Genomic DNA, 21,322 nt, shown 5'->3' on the forward strand with positions numbered 1-21,322 from the left:
TTTTTATTACACATGCTGCTTCAACAGTGCATATAATTCTTCAAAATTTTGCACTTCATATGTTGGCATAATCTCGCTATGATTTGATTTCTTTTCTGGATTAAACCAACAAGTATCAATTCCCGCTACATATCCACCTTTAATATCAGCGCTTAACGAATCCCCAATAATGAGCCCTTCTTCAGGAGAAAAATTAGGAATTCGCTCAAAAACATAATCAAAATACTCCTTCATTGGCTTTTGATAACCTGTATCTTCAGAAACAAAAATATCTTTAAACATTGAATGTAATCCTGCATTACGCAAACGTTTATCTTGCGTTTTAGAAACACCGTTTGTCACTATATATAAATCATACTCTCCTTGAATTTGATTTATAAATTCAAATGCACCTTGTATGAGGTGATTCCCTTCCTCTAAGTAGTTGCGATAATTATATTCGAATAATATCCCATCTACTTCTTCCCCGTATTCTTTAAACAAAATCGAAAATCGTGTATTTACGACTTCATCACGATTTATTTCACCTTCTTCAAAAGCGGTCCAAAGACTTTTATTAATTTTTTTATATTGCGCTTCAATCTCGCTAGTTAGAGACATCCCTTTCTCTTCAAAAAGCATACGTAACGCCGTTTTTTCCGCCTTTTGAAAATCTAACAATGTATCATCTACATCAAATAATAGTGTTTTGTATTTTTTCATAAACCCCTCACACTCTCTTTTCTACAAAAACAAATTTAAGTAAATCGTATCATTCTTTCTTGTAAAAATAATAGGAGATATCTCATACTAAGTATGAGGTGAAAATATGAAAGTCAGCAAAAATAGCGAAGAAATCTCTCATTACATACAAACTTACAACTTCCATACTCTCTTTTCTTTTGACATCTTACCGTATGCTGAACTACATTCCTTTCAGGAGAGAGAAAAGATATGTAATGAAGGGGTTCATGTTCCTTATCTTTATTACTTAATTTCCGGGAAAGCAAAAATATATATGAGTCACAAAAACGGAAAGATCTCCTTAATTAACTTTATTCAAGCACCTTCGTTCATTGGGGAATTAGGATTAATTGGCGTGGAATCCGTCACGAAAACGGTGGAAGTAATCGAAGATTGTATATGCTTAGCGCTTCCTCTTAAAGATTGTCAGCATCTTTTGTTACAAGATGCTACCTTTCTACAGAAACTATGCAAATTTATCGGTAAAAAAACAATTACCCGAACAGAAAGTTATGCTAAAAATAATAGTTATCCATTCGAAAGCCGTTTAGCGGCATTTATTCTATTAACAGAACAAAATAACAGTTATACAGAAAAACATACCGAGGTCTCGGAATATTTAAATGTCAGCTACCGCCATCTTTTATATGTATTAAACCAATTTTGCCAACAACACTATTTAAAAAAAGACGGAAGAACCTATTACATACAAGATCGAATGCAATTGGAAAAACTGGCTGACGAACTTAAAATATAAAAAAGTAGCATTAACGCAGATCTGTTAATGCTACTTTTTTCGAGTGACGATTCTATTTTCAATTAAAATTTGCTTGCTACTTTAGCTGCTTCTTCAAGACCAGCTGCAATGATTTCTTCTGCTTTATCTGGGAATTGATTATGTCCTTCAATAACTACTGTTTCCATGTTTGTTGCGCCGAAGAAGCCCATCATGCTTGCTACATATTTAACAGCCATTTCTACTTCAGCTGCCGGGCCTTCAGAATATACGCCGCCGCGTGCGTTTAATAATGCAATCTTCTTATCTCCAATTAGACCAACTGGGCCTTCTGGCGTATATTTAAACGTTTTACCAGCTCGGTTTAAATAATCAATATATGTGTGTAGCACTGCTGGAATTGTTAAGTTCCATAACGGGAAACCGAAAACGACTTTATCAGCTTCTAGAAATTGATTTAAATACTTATCAGCAACTGCTACTGCTTTTGCTTCCTCTTCCGTTAAGTCAAATCCTTTACCTGCTTTGAATGTACCGTTAATCATATCGGCGCCTACATATGGTAGTTCTTCTTTATATAAATCTAGCTCTACTACTGTATCGTTTGGATGTGCTTCTTTATAGTTTGCTAAAAATGCCTCGTATAATTTCACACTAACTGCTTGTTCCGCTGGGCGGTTGTTTGCTTTTACAAATAAAACTGTTGCCATTATTTCTTCCTCCTACTACTCACTCGTATGTTGTTATATGCTTTCAAAAAAGGTATCCCTTGTAATTGTTGTTTTGTTGCTTACAAACATATTTTATCTTTATACCAAGATAATTTCGTCCTCACATAGACGTATTTTTCCATAAAAAAAGTCCACCTTCTAAAGGCGAACTAGGTCTTACGACTTTTGTCTTATACGACTCCATTTTTCACTGCATATAACGCCGCTTGCGTACGATCAGATAAATTCAACTTACTCAAAATACTACTGACGTGAGCTTTTACCGTTTTTTCTGTAATAACTAAAACAGAAGCGATTTCTTTATTACTCATCCCCTTCGCTAATAGTTGCAACACTTCATTTTCTCTTGCTGTTAGCACATCTACTTGAATAGAAGGTTCTTCTTCTTTTTCTACCACAGGTAATGTTTGAGAGAGAAGGGCATTTGCTATATCGGGATGTAATTGAATATTACCTTTATATGCGCTTCGAATCGCTTCAACAAGCTGATCTGGTTCTACATCTTTTAAAATATAGCCACTTGCTCCCGCCCTTAATGCTGGTAAAACATGCGCCTGATCAGAAAAGCTAGTTAATACAATTACTTTCACATTTGGATATTCTTTTTTAATACACGCTGTCGCCTCAACACCATCCATTTCGGGCATGTATAAATCCATTAGTACAACATCAGGATTTGTCTCCCCTACTTTCACTAATGCCTCTTTCCCATTACTTGCTTCTCCAACTAACTCTAAATCTTCCTGCGTACTTAAAAAAAATGCCAATCCTTTTAAAACAACTGTATGATCATCGACTAACAATACTTTTATTTTCACGAACTTCCCTCATTTTCACATCATAATGGTACGCTTATTTTTACACTGGTCCTTTTCTTACCACTTACAATTTTAATTGTTCCACCGACTAATTCTACTCTTTCTCGCATCGTAGTCATGCCAAGTGATTTCTTCTCTTTTATATCCTTTTCTACAAAGCCGTTTCCTTGATCGACTATTTCCAATGATACATTCTTCTCCGTCACTTTGAAATAAATCGTCGCTTCTCTAACATTCGCATGTTTGCTTACGTTATTTAAAGCTTCTTGTCCAATTCTCCATAGCGCTTCCTCTACTACGCGTGGCAAATCACGGACACCTGTAACTTGTTCCCTAATTTTCAGCCCCAAGTTTTCACCGTACTGCTTTAAAGCTGGTAGTAATCCTTTCTCTAAACCAGCTGGACGTAATTGCCAAATTAACGTCCTCATTTCCTTTAAAGCTCCTTGCGCTAATTCACGCATCTCATGTAAAGATTGGTCTACCTTTTCATTTTGACCTTTTAAAACTGCCTCAGCACCTTTTGTCATAAAGGTTAATGAAAATAATTTTTGTGAAACAGAATCATGTAAATCCCTTGCTAATCGGTTTCTTTCTTCCATTCGTACAAGTTCACGTCGTTGCTCATTTAATCTTATATTTTCTATCACAAAAGAAATATGATTTGTTATTGCTTGAAGTACATCTATCGTATTCACATCAAATTCACCATTATTTGAACTAACACATAAAACACCAAATATATGACTTTGAATCTGTATTGGTGTAGCAATAACCGTTCTATTAGAGGCTACCTTATGATGGGTTTGATGATTTAATAAAATAGGTTCACTTTTTTCTAACGCTTCTTTCGCTGCTTCTTTTATATCTTCTTGTAATTCTTCCAGGCAATAAGATGCCCGCAAGGATAATTCTTTTTCTTCCCTAATAAAGAATGCGATTTGATTCCACTGAAACACTTCACCTAATTGATTTACAACTTTTTCAGGCAATATATTAATTTGATGAATCGTTCTTAAAACTTGAATGAACCGTTCTAATTTCACATAATAATGCGCTCTTCGCTTCTCATTTTCATATAACTTTGCTCGTTTTAAAGCCGTTCCAATTTGAAAAGCAACTGATTGGAGCAACACTAGCTCTTCTTCTGAAAAATGTGTTTTACCTGGGCTCGCCACATTTAACAAACCAAATTTTTCTCCTCCAGCCTTTAAAGGAACGGTTGCATGATGAAGAATCCCTTCCGTATCTCCCCAATTATATTCAATTGCGTTATTAATTCTTTTACATTCAATAATATTAACAGCCCGCTCTAATTTTCCATCCACAAAGCCTCGTAAACACCAACATTCCCCTTCACACATCGGGCGTTTGTTTTCATATGTAAGTGCCTCTGGTAACTGGTAATCAATTAATTTCGTATATCTCCCATTTTCATCCGCCAGAAAAATCCATCCTGTCGTTAAACCTGTTACACTAAGTAATTTTTCTAGTACTGCTTGCAATACATGATATGTATCATTTGATGTATTTAGTGTTTCTGCAATTTCTTTTAATATAACTAATTCATTTGTACGATTCTCTTGAAACATAATTCGTCTCCTACATACAAGATTTTACATAGCCTCTAACATAAATCATCTACTTTTCACTTTGTACTTATTCGTAACATTGATATAATGGTGAAAACATAGTTTTCATTATATCACCTGAGGGGGCTTTCATAATGACATTAAATAAAGCACTTACTATCGCTGGTTCTGACACAAGTGGCGGTGCTGGTATACAAGCAGATTTAAAAACATTCCAAGAACTTGGTGTATACGGAATGACATCTCTTACGACAATCGTAACGATGGATCCACATAACGGTTGGGCACATAACGTATTCCCAATCCCAGCTTCTACATTAAAACCACAATTAGAAACGACAATTGAAGGTGTTGGAGTAGATGCTTTAAAAACAGGTATGCTCGGATCAGTAGAAATTATTGAAATGGTTGCAGAAACAATCGAAAAACATAATTTCAAAAATGTAGTAGTGGACCCTGTTATGGTATGTAAAGGTGCTGATGAAGCATTACATCCTGAAACGAATGATTGCTTACGTGACGTTCTAGTTCCAAAAGCATTAGTTGTAACACCAAACTTATTTGAAGCTTACCAATTAAGTGGTGTAAAAATTAATTCTCTTGAAGACATGAAAGAAGCAGCGAAAAAAATCCACGCTTTAGGTGCGAAATACGTCCTAATTAAAGGCGGTAGCAAGCTTGGTACAGAAACTGCTATCGACGTCCTATATGACGGAGAAACATTCGATCTTCTAGAATCAGAAAAGATTGATACGACAAATACACACGGCGCAGGTTGTACATATTCTGCTGCAATTACAGCAGAACTTGCAAAAGGAAAACCTGTGAAAGAAGCAGTAAAAACTGCTAAAGAATTTATCACAGCTGCTATCCGTTATTCATTCAAGATTAACGAATACGTAGGCCCAACACATCACGGTGCATATCGTAAATTCGTTGTATCAAAAGAACTTGTCTAACCTGTAAATGAAAACACCCACAGAGTGAATATATTCCTTCTCTGTGGGTGTTTTTTTATAAGCTCTTCGGGTCATCTTACCTTTAGGAGGCAGAACTAACCTGATTTCTACCATTTCTTTTGGAATAATATAATGCATCATCAGCTGCTTGAATAAATTGCTCTGGAGATTCTTCATACACTGAAATGCCTACTGAAACTGTAATATTTATTTTTGTCCCATTTAACAACTGAAATGAATGGTTTTCAACAGCTGTACGAACTTGTTCTCCCGTACGCATTCCATAAGCTATTCCCTTTTTTGGTATCAAAAGCGCGAACTCCTCTCCACCTTTTCGAAAGGCCAAATTTGGGAACGGTGAAACTTCTCTTAAAATATAACCTATTTGTTTTAACACTTCATCTCCTGCCGGATGCCCATACGTATCATTTACATACTTAAAATGATCAATATCTATAAGTAGTAAACAAAGTGAATCATTTGTCATACGCTTATTACCAATATGACGATTCATCTCTAAATCAAATTGTCTTACGTTTCCTAAACCTGTCAATGCATCTATCGTTGCATATTGCTTCATCGTTTGAAATAACTCATTGGATTGCAATACATAATTTGCACTTATAAATGTGATATATGCTGCAACACTACTACAAACTAAATATAGTGCTACTATAGACATATCCTTAAATAAAATAGAAAGTGGCACTGCTAAAATAAATAAACTATATACATTAAACCAGATCCACTTTGTAAATATAGAAGCTTTCATCCGCCAAATGAAAGTAATCCCAATACCTATCAATATAATCGTATAACAAGCCAATTCAGAGGCTAAAGAATACTCAGTTAAAAATAATCGGGTGATCAAAATAATAGTAACTGTTATACTACTAGCTATCGGACCTCCGATTATAATTGCCAAAATAACCGCTAAATAACGTAGATCCAACATAATATTTTCAATATGTACACCAAAGTACATCAACAATACACTTAACATTCCAGTAATAATACCTACTACACATTTCTGCCAAAAAGAGAGCCCTTCTTTTAACGGTTTATCTCTTAAAATCTGACCTCCAACAAAAATAAAGGAAAGAATAATCGTTGTATTTACAAATAAGTCCTTTAACATAAAATAATCTCCCTACTTTTCTATCTATCCCTTTCCTTATTTTATTGTATACGAAATACCTATAATTCCCAAAGCTTTTTATTTATTTTTTGCTGTTCCACGTGAAACAGCAAAAATAAAAAAGGACGAAAATTCGTCCTTTTCATTAACAACAGCGTGATATCTTTCCGCCCTTTGCATTAAATCTAGCTTCTTGCGCTTCTGCAAAAAACTGTTTTTGACATACAACCTCTTCTTCTGGATGATGCCTTTTCATATGCTCTACATATTTTTCATAACTTGGTACCCCAACGAGCAAACTAATAAAGTGTTTTCTTTGTCCCCATACTTGTCGTAGTCTTTTAAGCATAGTTCCTCGACTCACTTTCATCTCTAGGTATATATGGTGCCTCTTTTAGCGGCATTAGCTTATTTCTTAATACTTGAATCCAAATTCTAATTGCAGAAATTAATACAGCAATTACAACGATCATAAAAATTCCGCAAAGTGCTGCATCGATATAATCGTTGAAGATGATTTGCTTCATTTGAGCGACATTTTTAGCTGGTGCTAACACTTTCCCCTCATCTAATGCTCCCTGAAACACCTTTGCATGAGATAGAAATCCTATTTTAGGATTTTCATGAAATAGCTTTTGATAACCCGCCGTCATTGTTACAATAAGCAATCCGACAGTTGGAATAAGTGTCACCCAAACATATGCCTTTTTCCCCATTTTGAACAAAATTGTCGTTCCAAGTAATAATGCAATACCTGCTAACATTTGGTTTGCAATGCCGAAAAGTGGCCATAATGTATTAATTCCACCAAGCGGATCAACTACCCCTTGATATAAGAAATAGCCCCATCCTAATACACATAACGTTGTAGCTATTACATTTGCTAATGTAGAATCCGTTTTCCCAAACGGCTTATATACATGCCCTAAAATATCTTGAATCATAAATCGGCCTACGCGCGTTCCAGCATCAATTGTTGTTAAAATGAATAAAGCTTCAAAGAGGATTGCAAAATGATACCAAAAGGCCATCATGGCCGTTCCGCCTATTACTTGCGAGAAAATATATGCCATACCTATAGCTAACGTTGGCGCACCACCTGTACGTGATAAAATCGTTTGCTCTCCAACATTCACAGCAAGATCTTTTAATTCATTTGGTGTAATAGCAAATCCCCATGAAGAAATAACTTGAGCTGCTTGAGAGACATCCGTACCGATAAGTGCTGCTGGACTATTGATTGCAAAGTAAGTTCCTGGTGTTAATACACAAGCTGCAATCATCGCCATCGCCGCTACAAACGACTCCATTAACATTGCTCCGTAACCGATTGGTTGTGCGTGTCCCTCTTGCTCAATCATCTTCGGCGTCGTACCTGACGAAACGAGAGCATGGAATCCAGACACTGCACCACAAGCAATTGTAATAAATAAGAATGGGAATAAGTTTCCGGAGAACACAGGACCAGTTCCATCAATAAATTTTGAAACTGCCGGCATTTGTAAATCGGGTGCTACAATTAAAATACCGATTGCTAACCCTACAATTGTTCCAACTTTTAAAAATGTGCTTAAATAGTCACGTGGTGCTAAAAGCATCCACACTGGTAAGGCCGATGCGATAAATCCATATACAATAAGCATAATAGCAATCGTTTCACCGCTAAACGTGAACATACTTGCAAGCATTGGATTTTCGGCTACATACTGCCCTCCAATAAGGGACAGTATAAGTAGGATAATTCCGATTGCTGATCCTTCACCAACCCGTCCAGGCCTAATGTAGCGCATGTACACTCCCATTAAAATAGCGATAGGAATCGTCGCTGCTATTGTAAACATTCCCCAAGGACTTCCGACAAGCGCCTTTACTACTACTAATGCTAATACCGCTAATAAAATAATCATAATGCCTAAAATGCCAATCATTGCAATGAGCCCTGTAACAGGACCGATTTCATCTTTAATCATTTCTCCTAAAGATTTACCATTACGTCTCATCGAAGCAAATAAAATTACAAAATCTTGTACAGCTCCAGCGACAACTACCCCAACAATAATCCATATTGTCCCTGGTAAATAACCCATTTGCGCTGCCAAAATCGGTCCTACTAACGGTCCTGCCCCAGCAATCGCTGCAAAATGATGCCCAAATAATACCCATTTATTCGTCGGAACATAGTCCTTTCCATCGTTTAATGTATGGGCTGGTGTTTGCCGATTATTATCTAAACCGAATACCTTTCTCGCTATAAATCTACTATAAAATCGATAAGCAACTGCATATACACATACCGCAGCTACTAAGAGCCACACGGCATTAATAGTTTCACCTTGCGATAAAGCTATTACACCAAAAGCACCCGCTCCTACTGCTGCAATAACTCCCCAAAGCAAAATCGACTTCAATGTTCTCACATACAATCCCCCCAATACTATTTCTTAGTGGGATTGTACTAAATTTTCTGAATATTTAACTTAAATCCTCCTTATCATGAAGGATTTTTAGTTTATCATGTTAAAAAGTTTGCATTATCTACTATAATTCAATTTTATTTCGGAGTTTTTTCACATAATTACGACTAACTGGAATCGGTTGCTCATCATATTTATCCAAATACAAATTATATGTGCCATTATAGTAAGGTTTTAGCTCTTGTACATATGACATGTTAATTAAATAACTTTTATGCACACGTAAAAAATCATATACATTTAGCTTATTTTCCAGCTCCTGAAGTGTATATGTTGAAATATACTGATTATTTGTTGTATAAATTGAAACCGTTTTGTTTTCCTTATTTTTGCTTACATATACAATATCTTCAGGGAAAATATACCGAATCCCCTCTTGACCTTCTATCGGTAATTTTCGTAAATAACTCTTTGCTTTCTCGCCTTGCTCTTTCCCCATTCTATATAAAAGGAATTGCAAATCTTCTTCGCGAAATGGGCGTAGTAAATAATAAAATGCTTGAAAACGAAATGCTGTAATCGACTCTTCTATATCTCCACCCATAAAAATAAATTTTGTATAACAATTTACTTCACGTAATAAACTTGCATATTCAAAACCTGTTCCATCTAGTAATTTCGAATTCAAAAAAACAAAATCTGGTGTATGCTTTTTCATGATAAATAACGATTCTGTTCCTGTGTTTGCTTCAAAACATTCTACATTCCTTATATTTTCAGTGAATTTTTCAGCTAAACTTCTTCGCTCTTCTGCTTCTTCCATGATCAGTAAAATTTTCATTTCTTCAACCACCTAATTCTTTTGTCCGTATGTCCTGTTGTATACATTCGCTTTTATAAAGAACATTCCCTTTTTCTTACTATACCATTATTTATCTAAAAAAACAGAAAAAAGGAAACCTTCACGGTTCCCCTTCCTTTTTATCCTGCTATTGGTAAATACCAATAATCAGCGCGGGAATAAATCCCTCACTGATTAAAATCTCACCTTATACTAATTCTCGTTGTTTCGTTTCTTGTCCAAGTACAATTACAGCAAATACGCCAATTAAAATCGATCCACAGAAAATCGTAAATATTAGTGATAGTGAGGCCTGTGAAGCAACCAAATATCCTACTAATAACGGACCAAGAATACCGCCAATACGACCAAATGCTGCAGCCATCCCTGCACCTGTACCACGAATAACTGTCGGATACTGTTCAGGTGTATAAGCATACAATGCACCCCAAGCACCTAAATTAAAGAAGGATAATAACATGCCTGCTACGATTAATACCGTTAATGACTCTGCCACTCCAAACAAGTAAGCACTGCACGCTGTACCGATTAAATACGTAACTAAAACAAATTTACGACCAAGACGTTCAATAAACCAAGCAGCTGTGAAATACCCTGGCAATTGAGCTAACGTCATAATCAGTACGTATTGGAAACTTTTTATTAAGCTAAATCCTTTTAATACCATAACACTAGGTAACCAAAGGAACATCCCATAATAGGAAAAGACAACAGAAAACCATAGAATCCATAACATAATTGTTGCCTTACGGTATTCCCCAGACCAAACTGATTTTATATTTTCAATAACCGACGGTCTTTTTTCAACCTTTTGGAATCTCGGAGAATCCGGTAAATTCCATCTTAAATATAAAGCATATAGTGCTGGAACCGCACTCAATACCATTGCAACTTCCCAACCATATTTCGGAATAACAAAATAAGAGATAAGAGCTGCAATTAGCCATCCACCTGCCCAAAAACTTTCTAATAGCACAACTATTTTGCCACGTTCATGTGCTTCAACGCTCTCCGATACTAATGTAGAAGCAACTGGAAGTTCTCCGCCAAGCCCCATACCAATTAAAAATCGTAAAACAAGGAACATCGCAAGTGTTGTCGTTAAAGCAGTTAAACCACTACCGATAGAAAATAGTAATAATGTAATAATAAAGACTGATTTCCGTCCTATTTTATCTGATAATATTCCAAAAACGAGCGCTCCAACTGCCATACCAATTGAATTAATGCTTCCTATCCAGCCCATTTCTTGCGTACTTAATCCCCAATCTTTTTGCAGCGCTACCATTACGAATGAAAGCATTCCAACATCCATTGCGTCAAATAACCATCCAAGCCCTGCTATACCAAGTAGCTTTCGCTTCGAAATTTCTTTCACCTTACCCACAAGAAGTCCTCCTTACACAGCTGTCTTTACACATCATTTTACATGTGTGAATTGTATAAGTAAAATACTTTCGTGTAAAAAATTCTCCTTCATCATTCCCAAAAAATAAAATACTTATCCCACTATTTGAGCGCCCAGTAAGACCCTTGCCTCAAAATTCAGCTGGAGCAATGAATGATAGATGATAAAAACCTTACTTTATCAAAAATGGCCAAATAAAAAAGTAGCGATAGGACGCTACTTTTTCGAACGCATGACTTCTTTTAAAAATTCCGCTAATACTAACTGACGACGCCAGCGCGTTGGATTACTACACAATCTATAAAACCACTCTAAATGGATTGCTTGAATCCATTTTGGTGCGCGTTTTACTTCTCCAGCCCATACGTCTAAACTTCCGCCCACTCCTACAGCCATTTTTGTTTCTAAACGATGCTTATTCGTTTGGATAAAGTTCTCTTGTCTTGGGAAACCAAGTGCGACAAGTAATAAATCCGGCTTTGCTTCTTGAATACGAGAAACGATATTCTCTTCTTCTTCTTGTTTAAAATACCCATCTTGTATACCAACAACAGATACAGCTGGATATGTCTTCGTTAGATGATCTGCTGCAGCTTGTACAACATGTGGTTTTGCACCAAGTAAGAAAACAGATACCGGTCTATTCTCTTCTGATAGCTTCGCAAATAAATTACACATTAAATCAAAACCTGCTACACGTTCCTTTACAGGTGTACCTAACATACCACTTGCTTTTACCACTCCAATACCATCAGGTGTAATTAAATCTGCATTTAATAATGTTTGATGGAATGCTTCATCCTTTTTTGCACACATAACAATTTCAGGATTTGCTGTTACTACCTGAAAAGTATGTGTTCGCTCCACTTCTAGTTGTTCTTTTAAATATTGGACCGTTTCATCCATTGTCATTGTAGAAAAAGGAACGCCTAGAATATCAACTGTTTGTACTGCCATAGTTAACTATCCTCTCTATCATTACAAGTTTTTCGCTATTAATTGCTTATATGTTTCCTTTGTATCTTCATATAGTTTTTGAAGTGAGAAGTTCATAGTAGCATGCTCATAAATATGTTTCCCCATTGCTGCTAATTCTCCAGTTTTCCACTTATCATACGCTTCTTCTAAAGCTAATGCTAATGCTTTTCCATCACCTGTTGGCACAATCCATCCGTACGTTTCATCTACAATTAATGGTTCAATTTCTCCAGCCCTAGTCACAATTGATGGTACGCGTTGATTTGCCGCTTCTAATAAAACTAGTGGGAACCCTTCACTATGGGAGGTTAATAAATTTACATGTGAAGACGCAAATAATTGTTTTACATCTTGACGATGCCCTAAAAACTCAACTTTATTATTAATCCCTTTTTCAGTAGCCAATGACTTTAGATTTTCTTCTAACGGGCCATCGCCAACTAACAATACTTTAATTTTCTCTAATTTTGTTTGTTGTAACGCATCGAATAAAACTTCATGTCCTTTGACAGGATGTAATCGTGCTACTTGGATTGCCGTAAATACATCTTCATCAATATTGAACATTTCCTTTTTATTATAGCTTTCTGCTTTTTCCTTATCGTATTCAATTCCATTATAAATAACATGCATCTTTTCATTTGAAATACCTAATGCTGCCAGGCTTTTTTTCAATCTATTTGTTACAACGAAAAATAAGTCTATATTTTTTAAGGCTTTCAAATTTAATTTCGTAAAAATCCAACCTTTTAAGCCTTGTTTAGTAAAGTCTTGAAATGGATCACTATGAATAGTCGTTACCCATTTTGCCTTTATTCTCTTTTTCATTAAAGAAACATAGAAATTAGCTCTAGGACCATGCGTATGAACTACATCAAATTTTTCTTTATTAATAAATTCACTTATATTCTTTAAAATGGATAAATCATAGCGCGATTTTTGTGAAAACACATGGACTTTTATCCCTAACTCTCTTGCATCTTTCGCAACAATTCCATCTTCAAATACCGCTAATTCTACTTCACCAGTTGGAAACTGATCGAGAAGTGAAATAATATGTGTTTTCCCTCCCCCATCTTCTGCTCCTGCATTCATATGCAATATCCTCATATTTTTTCCTCCTTTAAATCCTCGCTACATTTCCATCTATCTTTATTTTACTGTACTAAAAAATAAAAGCTAACAAAAGTTAGCTTTTATTTTGATCATTCAATTTCTAAGTCTACAATTAGATAAGCTAACACCACTACAAAGTAAATCCCAACTCCTGGTGCTGTTAAAATATGTCCTGCAATATAAGCAATACCTAATGCTAACAATAAGCTTGCTGCAATCATTCCATATTTTATATTAAATATCTCTTTAAACCTTGTAATAAATACTAGTAGGATTCTTAAGCCGTAATAAATAAATGGAATCATTAGTAATGCAAAACCAATAATCCCAAAGTCATAAAACCAATCGTGGAAGTCCATTTCAATTAGCTTTGGATCTGGCTGCTTTTGTTCATTGTATTTAAAGTTACCTGCATAACCCATTCCTAATAACTTTTGTGACACTGGTGCTTCTTTAAAGAACTGCTTATGTCTTTCTTCATATACTTGACGTCCACTGAAAATAAGATTTTCTTGATTTTCTTTCTTTTGCTCTTTCTCAAGCTCTTTCTTAACTTCCTCTTCTATCTTCGCCTTTTCTTCTGGCTTTTCACCTTTATGATGCTTTTCTTCTTTTGCTTTAAGTTCTTGTTCTTTTTTCAGCTTCTCTTTAATTTCTTTTTCTTTTTGACCTTGCTGTGCCACATTTTGCTCTGATAAATAATTATTGTGAATACCCATATTTTGTGCTAATGGCGTTTGTCTAAACGTTCCAACTACACCAGCTAATAGGACAATAGCAATTACTGCATTAAGTGCAAGGGATTTTTTGTTCGGATTTTTTCTATCAAATAATAATTGTAGTAAAATAATCCCGATTGCTGCCGCTAACGTAGCACCAATTGAGCCCATCCCTACTTTTGTACCAACTTGAATTAGCGAATAAATCATTAAAAGTGATGGAATCCAATATAAAATGTGTTTCCAGCTCTTTGTTTTTTGAATAGAATATAGTACCACAATAGGGAAAATAATAGCTAAGATTGAACCTAGTTCATTCCCTGCATAGAACCAACCTCGAGAACCCACCTTCATCCATTCATAACTACCAAAGTCAGTAGATGTTGAAATAGAAATAACCATAATTGCGTTAATGATTAATGTAGAATATACAATACTATTTCGAACCTTATCACTAATATTAACTTTCTTTTTCAATGATTTTAAAGCTAAAATGTATGATCCCAGCATGATATATATATATAATGCTTTCGCAACGAATTTAACTTCTTCACTAAGTACAATAGGATCCTTAACTAGTTTGTTATTAATAAATCCTACCCCTAAAACTCCGGCTAATAATATAAGATAAATTAAAAACTTTCTATTTCCCTTCTCTTTTGCCTGAATTAAAATATAAATACCACCAACAGCCATAATAAGGAATCTTACTAAAATTCCAACGGTAGCACTTGACTTTAATAAAGTGATGCTAAGAGACGTTAATAAATCTAAAACAGGCTGTAAAATAATAAAAAAGAGCAAAAAACGCTCAAATCTAACCCTAGCTTGATTTGCTAACATTCCAAGACCTCCATACAAAATCTTAACATTATCTTTTAATCATAATTTTTTATCATCCAAACACACCTAGCAATTATAACATAACTCATATTCAAATCGAGAACTATTTTTTTGGCTAAAACTAGCCAGGACAAGTATTAATCAGTAATAGAAATTACTGTCCTTTAGCTATACTCCCTATTTTTACAAAAGCTATCTAACAACCATCCCCTTATTTTTGTCAGTATATACATATTTTTTTATTATTTTATACAGATGTAAACAACATATCTAATATTGTAACATTTTACCAACTAGGCAACGCCAAAAAAATGTAAAATTAATCTTTTCATATCTTTTTCAAATTACTTTATAGCTATTTTCCAAACATTTTCAAACGCTTTCTTTATGTATTTTATCCGTTTTTCTACATGTAGCGAAAAGTAATTGTTATTTCCAATACTTTAGTGTATATTTTTTCTCTGGAACATCTTTAGGAGGAAGGGATTACAGCAATGTTATTAATCGACATATTTACGTTTCTTGGCATTATCGCCGCTGCTATTTCCGGTACATTAGTTGGTTTAAAAAAAGATTTAGATTTATTCGGTGTCCTTTGTTTAGCTGTAGCTACTGCGCTCGGCGGCGGTATTATTCGTGATATTATGATCGGTAACCTGCCTCCCGTCGCATTTGTTAAACCCATTTACTTTTTCGTAAGCGTATTATCAGCATTATTTACTTGTATGTTTTTTGAGCGTATCAATAAACTGCAAGTCGTTATTATGCTTTCTGATGCTGTTGGCTTAGGCGTTTTTACAGCTATTGGTGCAAATGCGGCAATGTCACATCATGTTGACGCCTCATTTTTAGTTGTTTCAATGGGAGTCATTACAGGTATTGGAGGCGGTATTTTGCGTGACATTTGCGCTCAAGATATCCCCTACGTATTCCGAAAAGAAATTTACGCCATCGCTTCTATTTTAGGGGCAATTAGTTTCCTAATCACATATGCAATGGGGGCACACGTATTGGCTTTCTATGTTTGTTTACTAGTAACATTCATTATTCGTGTTGTCACTGTCATATATAATGTACATTTCCCAGTTTTCTTTAAAACACATGCTAAAATTAATAAAGGCCATTAAGAGAATTCTATATAGAATTCTCTTAATTTATATACTATTCTACACACTAATATAGAGTAATTGCATATAAAAATATATAATTATATTAGAACTAAAAATGAAAACGCTTTACAAACAGGGGGAAGAACGATGCTTGGGGTTTTTAAAAAACATAACAATAAAACAAACGTCAGTATACTTGAATTAAGTAAGAATCAACAAATCACTTTTAACGTTCCTACTAATTCTGAACTGAAAATTCAAATGGATATGCTACATATTTCAAAAGAAGATTTACAAATCGTAAAGGTACTACAGCCCTTTATTTATGAAGAAATTGATTGGATTACTGAAAAATTCTATTCCAATATTACAAAACAACCTAATTTAATTACGATTATCGAGCGTTATAGCTCTATTCCAAAACTAAAGCAAACTTTAAAAACACATATAAAAGAATTATTTAGTGGAAATATGCATGAAGACTTTATTGAACAACGTGTTAGAATTGCCAAAAGACATGTACAAATTGGGTTACATAGAAAATGGTATACTGCCGCTTATCAAGAATTATTCCGCTCTATCATGAAGATTTTAAAAACGAAAATTACAACAATTGACGATTTTTCTTATTCTATAAACGTAATAAATAAATTATTTACTCTTGAACAAGAACTCGTTATTGCGGCTTATGAATCTGAATATGAAAGAATGCAAAAAGAACTTGAAAAAGAAAAAGAAATAACAGCTATGACCATTACGCATATTGCAACAGAGCTAGCATCTGTATCTGAAAAAACAAGCGCTTCTATTCAGCAGTTAACCGCTAAATCTGAAACGATTGTAGAAATTGCTAAAACAGGTACGTCATTAGCTACAACATCAGAAGAAAAAGCAAATAAAGGTAAAGAACAATTAAATGAGCAAAATAAACGAATGGAATACATTCAAACGAACATGGAAACGATTATTACAGATACGCATGAACTTCTCGATATTTCTAACAAAATTAACGAAATTATAGATATTGTAAAATCAATTGCCGAGCAAACAAATTTACTCGCACTAAATGCTGCAATTGAATCTGCGCGTGCTGGGGAATTTGGCAAAGGCTTTTCTGTTGTAGCTGGAGAAATTAGAAAGTTATCAGAGCAAACGAAAGAATCTATATTTAACGTTACAAAGCTCGTTGAAAAAACAAATGAACAGATTATTCGTGTCTCTTCTTCCGTGAAACAAATTAGCTCTCTCGTATCTGAAGGAACTGATAGTATGTCTGCAACGGATCAATACTTCCAAGAAATCGTAAAAGACATGTCTAACTCGAAAGAACAGAATAAAAAAATTGAAAATGAGTTAGAAACCATTTCACAAGTAATGAAAGGAATTCAAGACGATTCCTCAAAAATGGCTCTAACAGCCGATAATTTGCAACTAGAACTAAATCGATAAGATAAAGTAAAACTTTAATCAGTGGGGGTTTTGTTTATTCCCCATTGATTATTAGCCCTCACCAATCAGGCTTTTACGGATAGCAGCGCCCCCACCTAATTTCTTTGCTTTCACTGAATTTTGAGGTGGGGGTCTTACTGTCCGGAAAATAGTGGGATAAAATTCAGGTCAGTTATACTTTTCGTCTGCACTGACTACTAAATTTCATCTTCCATCAAAAAAGAATCCAGAATGGATTCTTTTTATTTTCTGAAAAATATTTTTTGACAATACACATAACTCATATAAACACCAAAGCTCTGCAAAATAAACAATGCTGGCATAATTACATTGTAATATGCCATATTTACTTGGAAGAGCTTTAACAATACGTAGCCACTAGTTAAAAATAAGAACAACATATATCCCTCATTTTGTTGTTTCTTAATAAGGAAGTGTAATAGAGCTATAGTCATAAACAATGTTACGGCTATATATATCAGTTTTTCACATTTGAAAAGAATAGAATTTATTCCCTCATCTGAAAACTGATTTATCATCGGTTCTAAAAGTTTAAATCTTTCTCCCTCAATCTCTTTTAACTTTTGACCAATATGCTCTGTTACACTTTGATTTTTCGATACTTTTTCCTCACGTTGCGTTTTCCCAATTAAGACAGATTGAACATACGTCTCATTCGTAATCGTATATTGTGACAGTCCCATTGTCTTAATTCCATAATTCACACTAAAATGAGCACTATAAAATAGAATAAGTATCCCTATTGTCTTTAGTAACACTTTTTGTTTCGTTGCTGATTGAAACACTTCAATTAATAATACATATATCGTGATAAAAATAGGAAGAAATAATCCCATTGGGAAAATCATATTACTAAATGCAAATAAAATCGCTGAAAACACCCACATATAAGGATGATCTAATCCTTTATATAAAAGTATGTAACAAGCAAAATAAAATAAAAATATTGCAAGTGACTCAGGAGTTAATACGGAACTCATGAATATATTTGGAATATACAGAGCATAAAATATGGAAGCAATACGACCGCATTCTTCTCCAAAAACCATTGCCGCAATACGATAAATAAAAAATGCAGTTCCTGCGCAAAATAACACATTAAATAGTTGTAAAGCGAATATTGTATCACCAAATATACGGATAATTACTGACTCATATATAATAAAAGGCAAATAAGTGACAGTCCCTATATTATTACCAATTGCAATCTGCTTTGCAGACTCATACATCACTTTCATATCACCAATTATTGGAGCGTCTACAAATAACAGCATGCTAAGCCTCACAACTATAGATATACTTATAAGAAAAATAAGAAATTGTTTATCTGTAAAACGATATTGTAGAATTGATGCCACTAACAAAATGAGTATGACAAAAATTGCTAATATAATTGTTACACTTGTTGTACTTCCTCCAAAAAATTGCTTACTTGTCTCAAAAGCTGTCCAACAACTATAAACAAAAAATGCGAGCATTGCACCGATTGTAGTTTTATTGAAGAAAGATGAAAAATTTGTTTGTATATGATTCATATGTCCATTGCACCTCTATTTCCATTCATAACAAAATGATTCTATCATGAATGGATACACGGCTGATAGAGAATTTCTATGACAAATACATAGTCATTACTTTTTTCTTGCAATGTAAGCGAATCCTCTTTTACACTACATTTTAGATAAAATAAATTTTCTTTCAGTTACATGAATACAAATACAGAAGTTTAAATACTCCTCTTTTGGAATACACTTTACTTCATATTAAATATCTAATATGAGTACTCCGCTTACACATATTATTCTGATTGAAAACAGACTATAGGGGCTGAATATATGGAAAAGAAATTCATGCGAGAATCTAAAGCAATTAAGACAACACGTGTTTTTCCTAACGATTTAAATAATCACCAAACACTTTTTGGAGGGAAATTATTAGCAGAAATTGATAGTATTGCTTCAATTGCGGCTGCAAGACATAGTCGTAAACATTGCGTAACAGCATCTATTGATTCAGTCGATTTTTTAACTCCAATTCACCAAGCTGATTCTGTTTGTTATGAAGCATTTGTATGTTATACAGGGAAATCTTCAATGGAAGTTTTCGTAAAAGTAATCGCAGAAAATTTATTAGCAGGCGAGCGTAGAATTGCCGCTACTTGCTTCATTACATTTGTGGCAATAAAAGATGGAAAACCTTCGTCCGTACCACAAGTACTTCCTGAAACTGAGGAAGAACATTGGTTACACACAACCGGTTCAGAACGCGCGGAAAATAGAAAAAAAGGACGTTTAAAAAGCAAAGAAATGGCTGAGGTTTTAACTTTAAATAAACCTTGGAATATTTAATACAATACTCTTCTATATACATGCATGGGTTTTTTCTTCCTTGCATGTATTTTTTTATATAAAATACCACCTATCACCATTTTATTCTCGATCTGTTCTCCAAAATCATGCACCAGCTTTTCCTTTATTTTGTTATACTATTAATGGTATATTAAATAAAGTTCGTTTTAAAATAACCATAATATGATTAAGTATATAAGGGATGGTGCGGTAATGACTATTGAAGTACCAATTTCAATACCACAAACGTTAATTATTATTCCAGCGTATAACGAGGAAGAAGCAATTGCAGATACATTAACAAGATTATTAAAACTAAAACAGCATTTTACAGGATTAAGCATTTGCGTTATTAATGATGGATCACACGATAAAACAGCTCAAATCGTAAAAGATTTTCCTGTTCACCTTGTGAATTTACCATATAACCTAGGTATTGGCTCAGCTGTACAAACTGGATATAAATACGCATATGAGAACGGATATGATATTGCGATTCAGTTCGATGCTGATGGACAACATAATCCAGATGATTTATATAAAATTATAAAGCCGATTGCTGAAGATGAATGCGATATGGTGCTAGGGTCACGTTTTACAGAAAAAACAGCATATAAAGGTAGTATTTCCAGAAGGATCGGTATTTTTTATTTTACTGCCCTATTGAAAATACTAACAAAACAGACATTTATGGATCCAACTTCTGGATATCGTGCTATCAATCGAGAAGTAATTACAATTTTTGCACACAACTATCCAAAAGATTATCCAGAACCAGAAGTTCTTATTCATTTAAAAAAGAAAAAACTTCGCATTAATGAAATATCTGTAAATATGCAAGAGCGACAAGGTGGACAATCTTCCATTACACCTTTTAAATCTGCATATTACATGATTAAGGTAAGTCTTGCTATATTGATGCAAAAAATCGTGAAAGGTTGATAATAAATGCCTATAATTACCTTTTCATTCATCTTTATTTTATTATTATTATTATTAATTATTAATTCCATTCGCCGTGGAACTTTAGAAACAAAATATGCTGTTTTATGGATTTTCGTTTGTATTGCAATGGCTATTTTAAGTTCTACCGATAAAATTATAAACTGGATTGGAAAACTATTAAAAGTAGAATATCCTCCTTCCATTTTATTCTTATTTGGACTATTATTCTGTTTCATCTTAATTTTTGACCTAACAAGAAAAATTTCTAAACAACATCATCAACTTGTAACATTAACGCAAGATTATGCGTTACTAAAGCAAAAATTAAATGCAACTGAGCCAGATAAAGACTAACCTAATATTTTAAAGCTAATATAAAAAACCTCTTAATTTATTTCAAAAAATTAAGAGGT

The 21,322-nt window shown here is 34.1% G+C and carries 20 protein-coding genes and 1 pseudogene; 8 read left to right on the plus strand and 13 right to left on the minus strand.

Annotated features, from left to right (window positions below):
• Positions 1–6: 6 nt before the first annotated feature.
• Positions 7–702, minus strand: coding sequence for a YjjG family noncanonical pyrimidine nucleotidase (locus tag AAG068_RS26985; RefSeq protein ID WP_342716493.1), 696 nt, complete (start codon positions 700–702; stop codon positions 7–9).
• A 106-nt stretch (positions 703–808) separates the two neighbouring features.
• On the opposite strand from AAG068_RS26985, the gene AAG068_RS26990 reads away from it, so the two are divergent.
• Positions 809–1,480: a transcriptional regulator YeiL gene (locus tag AAG068_RS26990; RefSeq protein WP_342716494.1), complete on the plus strand. Its 672-nt coding sequence runs from the start codon at positions 809–811 to the stop codon at positions 1,478–1,480.
• Between the two features lie 62 nt (positions 1,481–1,542).
• On the opposite strand, the gene AAG068_RS26995 is transcribed toward AAG068_RS26990, so the two are convergent.
• The 3 genes from AAG068_RS26995 to AAG068_RS27005 all read right to left on the minus strand — a co-directional run bounded on the left by AAG068_RS26995 (position 1,543) and on the right by AAG068_RS27005 (position 4,600).
• On the minus strand, positions 1,543–2,169 hold the full coding sequence (locus AAG068_RS26995; RefSeq protein ID WP_342716495.1) for an FMN-dependent NADH-azoreductase: 627 nt from the start codon (positions 2,167–2,169) through the stop codon (positions 1,543–1,545).
• A gap of 191 nt (positions 2,170–2,360) precedes the next feature.
• A complete protein-coding gene (locus AAG068_RS27000) occupies positions 2,361–3,008 on the minus strand; it encodes a response regulator transcription factor (RefSeq protein ID WP_342716496.1) in 648 nt (215 codons plus the stop codon).
• A gap of 20 nt (positions 3,009–3,028) precedes the next feature.
• Positions 3,029–4,600, minus strand: coding sequence for a GAF domain-containing sensor histidine kinase (locus AAG068_RS27005; RefSeq protein WP_342716497.1), 1,572 nt, complete (start codon positions 4,598–4,600; stop codon positions 3,029–3,031).
• Positions 4,601–4,734: 134 nt separating this feature from the next.
• Here AAG068_RS27005 and pdxK point away from each other — a divergent pair, with 134 nt between their 5' ends.
• A complete protein-coding gene (gene pdxK / locus AAG068_RS27010) occupies positions 4,735–5,559 on the plus strand; it encodes a pyridoxine/pyridoxal/pyridoxamine kinase (protein WP_000174252.1) in 825 nt (274 codons plus the stop codon).
• A gap of 82 nt (positions 5,560–5,641) precedes the next feature.
• Here the strand turns inward: pdxK and AAG068_RS27015 are convergent, their stop codons facing one another.
• The 8 genes from AAG068_RS27015 to AAG068_RS27050 form a co-directional block, all read right to left on the minus strand.
• Positions 5,642–6,697: a diguanylate cyclase gene (locus AAG068_RS27015; protein ID WP_342716498.1), complete on the minus strand. Its 1,056-nt coding sequence runs from the start codon at positions 6,695–6,697 to the stop codon at positions 5,642–5,644.
• Positions 6,698–6,842: 145 nt separating this feature from the next.
• Positions 6,843–7,046 carry a YbdD/YjiX family protein gene (locus tag AAG068_RS27020; RefSeq protein ID WP_342716499.1) on the minus strand — a complete coding sequence of 68 codons (204 nt, stop codon included), beginning with the start codon at positions 7,044–7,046 and terminating at the stop codon, positions 6,843–6,845.
• Complete coding sequence (gene cstA, locus AAG068_RS27025; RefSeq protein WP_342716500.1) at positions 7,039–9,114, minus strand: carbon starvation protein CstA; 2,076 nt, start codon at positions 9,112–9,114, stop codon at positions 7,039–7,041. Before cstA ends, AAG068_RS27020 begins: the two co-directional genes overlap by 8 nt.
• A gap of 121 nt (positions 9,115–9,235) precedes the next feature.
• Positions 9,236–9,952, minus strand: a complete 717-nt coding sequence (locus AAG068_RS27030; RefSeq protein WP_342716501.1) for a LytR/AlgR family response regulator transcription factor — start codon at positions 9,950–9,952, stop codon at positions 9,236–9,238.
• Between the two features lie 208 nt (positions 9,953–10,160).
• Positions 10,161–11,360, minus strand: a complete 1,200-nt coding sequence (locus AAG068_RS27035; RefSeq protein WP_342716502.1) for an MFS transporter — start codon at positions 11,358–11,360, stop codon at positions 10,161–10,163.
• Positions 11,361–11,597: 237 nt separating this feature from the next.
• Complete coding sequence (locus tag AAG068_RS27040; RefSeq protein ID WP_342716503.1) at positions 11,598–12,338, minus strand: WecB/TagA/CpsF family glycosyltransferase; 741 nt, start codon at positions 12,336–12,338, stop codon at positions 11,598–11,600.
• 21 nt (positions 12,339–12,359) lie between these two features.
• A complete protein-coding gene (locus AAG068_RS27045) occupies positions 12,360–13,469 on the minus strand; it encodes a glycosyltransferase family 4 protein (protein WP_342716504.1) in 1,110 nt (369 codons plus the stop codon).
• Between the two features lie 95 nt (positions 13,470–13,564).
• A complete protein-coding gene (locus AAG068_RS27050; protein WP_342716505.1) occupies positions 13,565–15,037 on the minus strand; it encodes an O-antigen ligase family protein in 1,473 nt (490 codons plus the stop codon).
• 494 nt (positions 15,038–15,531) lie between these two features.
• Between AAG068_RS27050 and AAG068_RS27055 the strand changes: the two genes are divergently transcribed.
• The 3 genes and pseudogenes from AAG068_RS27055 (at position 15,532) to AAG068_RS30005 (ending at position 17,595) form a co-directional block, all read left to right on the plus strand.
• Positions 15,532–16,164 carry a trimeric intracellular cation channel family protein gene (locus AAG068_RS27055; RefSeq protein WP_000924376.1) on the plus strand — a complete coding sequence of 211 codons (633 nt, stop codon included), beginning with the start codon at positions 15,532–15,534 and terminating at the stop codon, positions 16,162–16,164.
• Positions 16,165–16,413: 249 nt separating this feature from the next.
• Positions 16,414–16,791, plus strand: a pseudogene (locus tag AAG068_RS30000) (protoglobin family protein); the annotation flags it as partial.
• Complete coding sequence (locus tag AAG068_RS30005; protein WP_428846010.1) at positions 16,789–17,595, plus strand: methyl-accepting chemotaxis protein; 807 nt, start codon at positions 16,789–16,791, stop codon at positions 17,593–17,595. The pseudogene AAG068_RS30000 and the gene AAG068_RS30005, both read left to right, overlap by 3 nt.
• Before the next feature lie 242 nt (positions 17,596–17,837).
• Here AAG068_RS30005 and AAG068_RS27065 read toward each other — a convergent pair whose 3' ends face one another.
• Positions 17,838–19,151, minus strand: coding sequence for an ArnT family glycosyltransferase (locus AAG068_RS27065; RefSeq protein WP_342716507.1), 1,314 nt, complete (start codon positions 19,149–19,151; stop codon positions 17,838–17,840).
• A 300-nt stretch (positions 19,152–19,451) separates the two neighbouring features.
• Here AAG068_RS27065 and AAG068_RS27070 point away from each other — a divergent pair, with 300 nt between their 5' ends.
• The 3 genes from AAG068_RS27070 to AAG068_RS27080 all read left to right on the plus strand — a co-directional run bounded on the left by AAG068_RS27070 (position 19,452) and on the right by AAG068_RS27080 (position 21,263).
• Positions 19,452–19,964 (plus strand): acyl-CoA thioesterase, encoded by a 513-nt coding sequence (locus AAG068_RS27070; RefSeq protein ID WP_000412121.1) that lies wholly within the window; start codon positions 19,452–19,454, stop codon positions 19,962–19,964.
• A gap of 213 nt (positions 19,965–20,177) precedes the next feature.
• Positions 20,178–20,906: a glycosyltransferase family 2 protein gene (locus tag AAG068_RS27075; protein WP_342716508.1), complete on the plus strand. Its 729-nt coding sequence runs from the start codon at positions 20,178–20,180 to the stop codon at positions 20,904–20,906.
• 6 nt (positions 20,907–20,912) lie between these two features.
• Positions 20,913–21,263, plus strand: a complete 351-nt coding sequence (locus AAG068_RS27080; RefSeq protein WP_001121774.1) for a DUF2304 domain-containing protein — start codon at positions 20,913–20,915, stop codon at positions 21,261–21,263.
• Positions 21,264–21,322: the final 59 nt, after the last annotated feature.

Source organism: Bacillus paramycoides (assembly GCF_038971285.1).
In the GTDB taxonomy this organism is placed as follows: domain Bacteria; phylum Bacillota; class Bacilli; order Bacillales; family Bacillaceae_G; genus Bacillus_A.

What these genes read in the sequence shown, in the direction of transcription:
- AAG068_RS27055 (WP_000924376.1), top strand. Translation starts at nt 15,532, where the DNA reads ATGTTATTAATCGACATATTTACGTTTCTTGGCATTATCGCCGCTGCT.
- AAG068_RS27020 (WP_342716499.1), bottom strand. Translation starts at nt 7,046, where the DNA reads ATGCTTAAAAGACTACGACAAGTATGGGGACAAAGAAAACACTTTATT.
- AAG068_RS27015 (WP_342716498.1), bottom strand. Translation starts at nt 6,697, where the DNA reads ATGTTAAAGGACTTATTTGTAAATACAACGATTATTCTTTCCTTTATT.
- pdxK (WP_000174252.1), top strand. Translation starts at nt 4,735, where the DNA reads ATGACATTAAATAAAGCACTTACTATCGCTGGTTCTGACACAAGTGGC.
- AAG068_RS26985 (WP_342716493.1), bottom strand. Translation starts at nt 702, where the DNA reads ATGAAAAAATACAAAACACTATTATTTGATGTAGATGATACATTGTTA.
- AAG068_RS26990 (WP_342716494.1), top strand. Translation starts at nt 809, where the DNA reads ATGAAAGTCAGCAAAAATAGCGAAGAAATCTCTCATTACATACAAACT.
- AAG068_RS27040 (WP_342716503.1), bottom strand. Translation starts at nt 12,338, where the DNA reads ATGGCAGTACAAACAGTTGATATTCTAGGCGTTCCTTTTTCTACAATG.
- AAG068_RS27075 (WP_342716508.1), top strand. Translation starts at nt 20,178, where the DNA reads ATGACTATTGAAGTACCAATTTCAATACCACAAACGTTAATTATTATT.
- AAG068_RS27045 (WP_342716504.1), bottom strand. Translation starts at nt 13,469, where the DNA reads ATGAGGATATTGCATATGAATGCAGGAGCAGAAGATGGGGGAGGGAAA.
- AAG068_RS26995 (WP_342716495.1), bottom strand. Translation starts at nt 2,169, where the DNA reads ATGGCAACAGTTTTATTTGTAAAAGCAAACAACCGCCCAGCGGAACAA.
- AAG068_RS27070 (WP_000412121.1), top strand. Translation starts at nt 19,452, where the DNA reads ATGGAAAAGAAATTCATGCGAGAATCTAAAGCAATTAAGACAACACGT.
- AAG068_RS27065 (WP_342716507.1), bottom strand. Translation starts at nt 19,151, where the DNA reads ATGAATCATATACAAACAAATTTTTCATCTTTCTTCAATAAAACTACA.
- AAG068_RS27005 (WP_342716497.1), bottom strand. Translation starts at nt 4,600, where the DNA reads ATGTTTCAAGAGAATCGTACAAATGAATTAGTTATATTAAAAGAAATT.
- AAG068_RS27030 (WP_342716501.1), bottom strand. Translation starts at nt 9,952, where the DNA reads ATGAAAATTTTACTGATCATGGAAGAAGCAGAAGAGCGAAGAAGTTTA.
- AAG068_RS27050 (WP_342716505.1), bottom strand. Translation starts at nt 15,037, where the DNA reads ATGTTAGCAAATCAAGCTAGGGTTAGATTTGAGCGTTTTTTGCTCTTT.
- AAG068_RS27080 (WP_001121774.1), top strand. Translation starts at nt 20,913, where the DNA reads ATGCCTATAATTACCTTTTCATTCATCTTTATTTTATTATTATTATTA.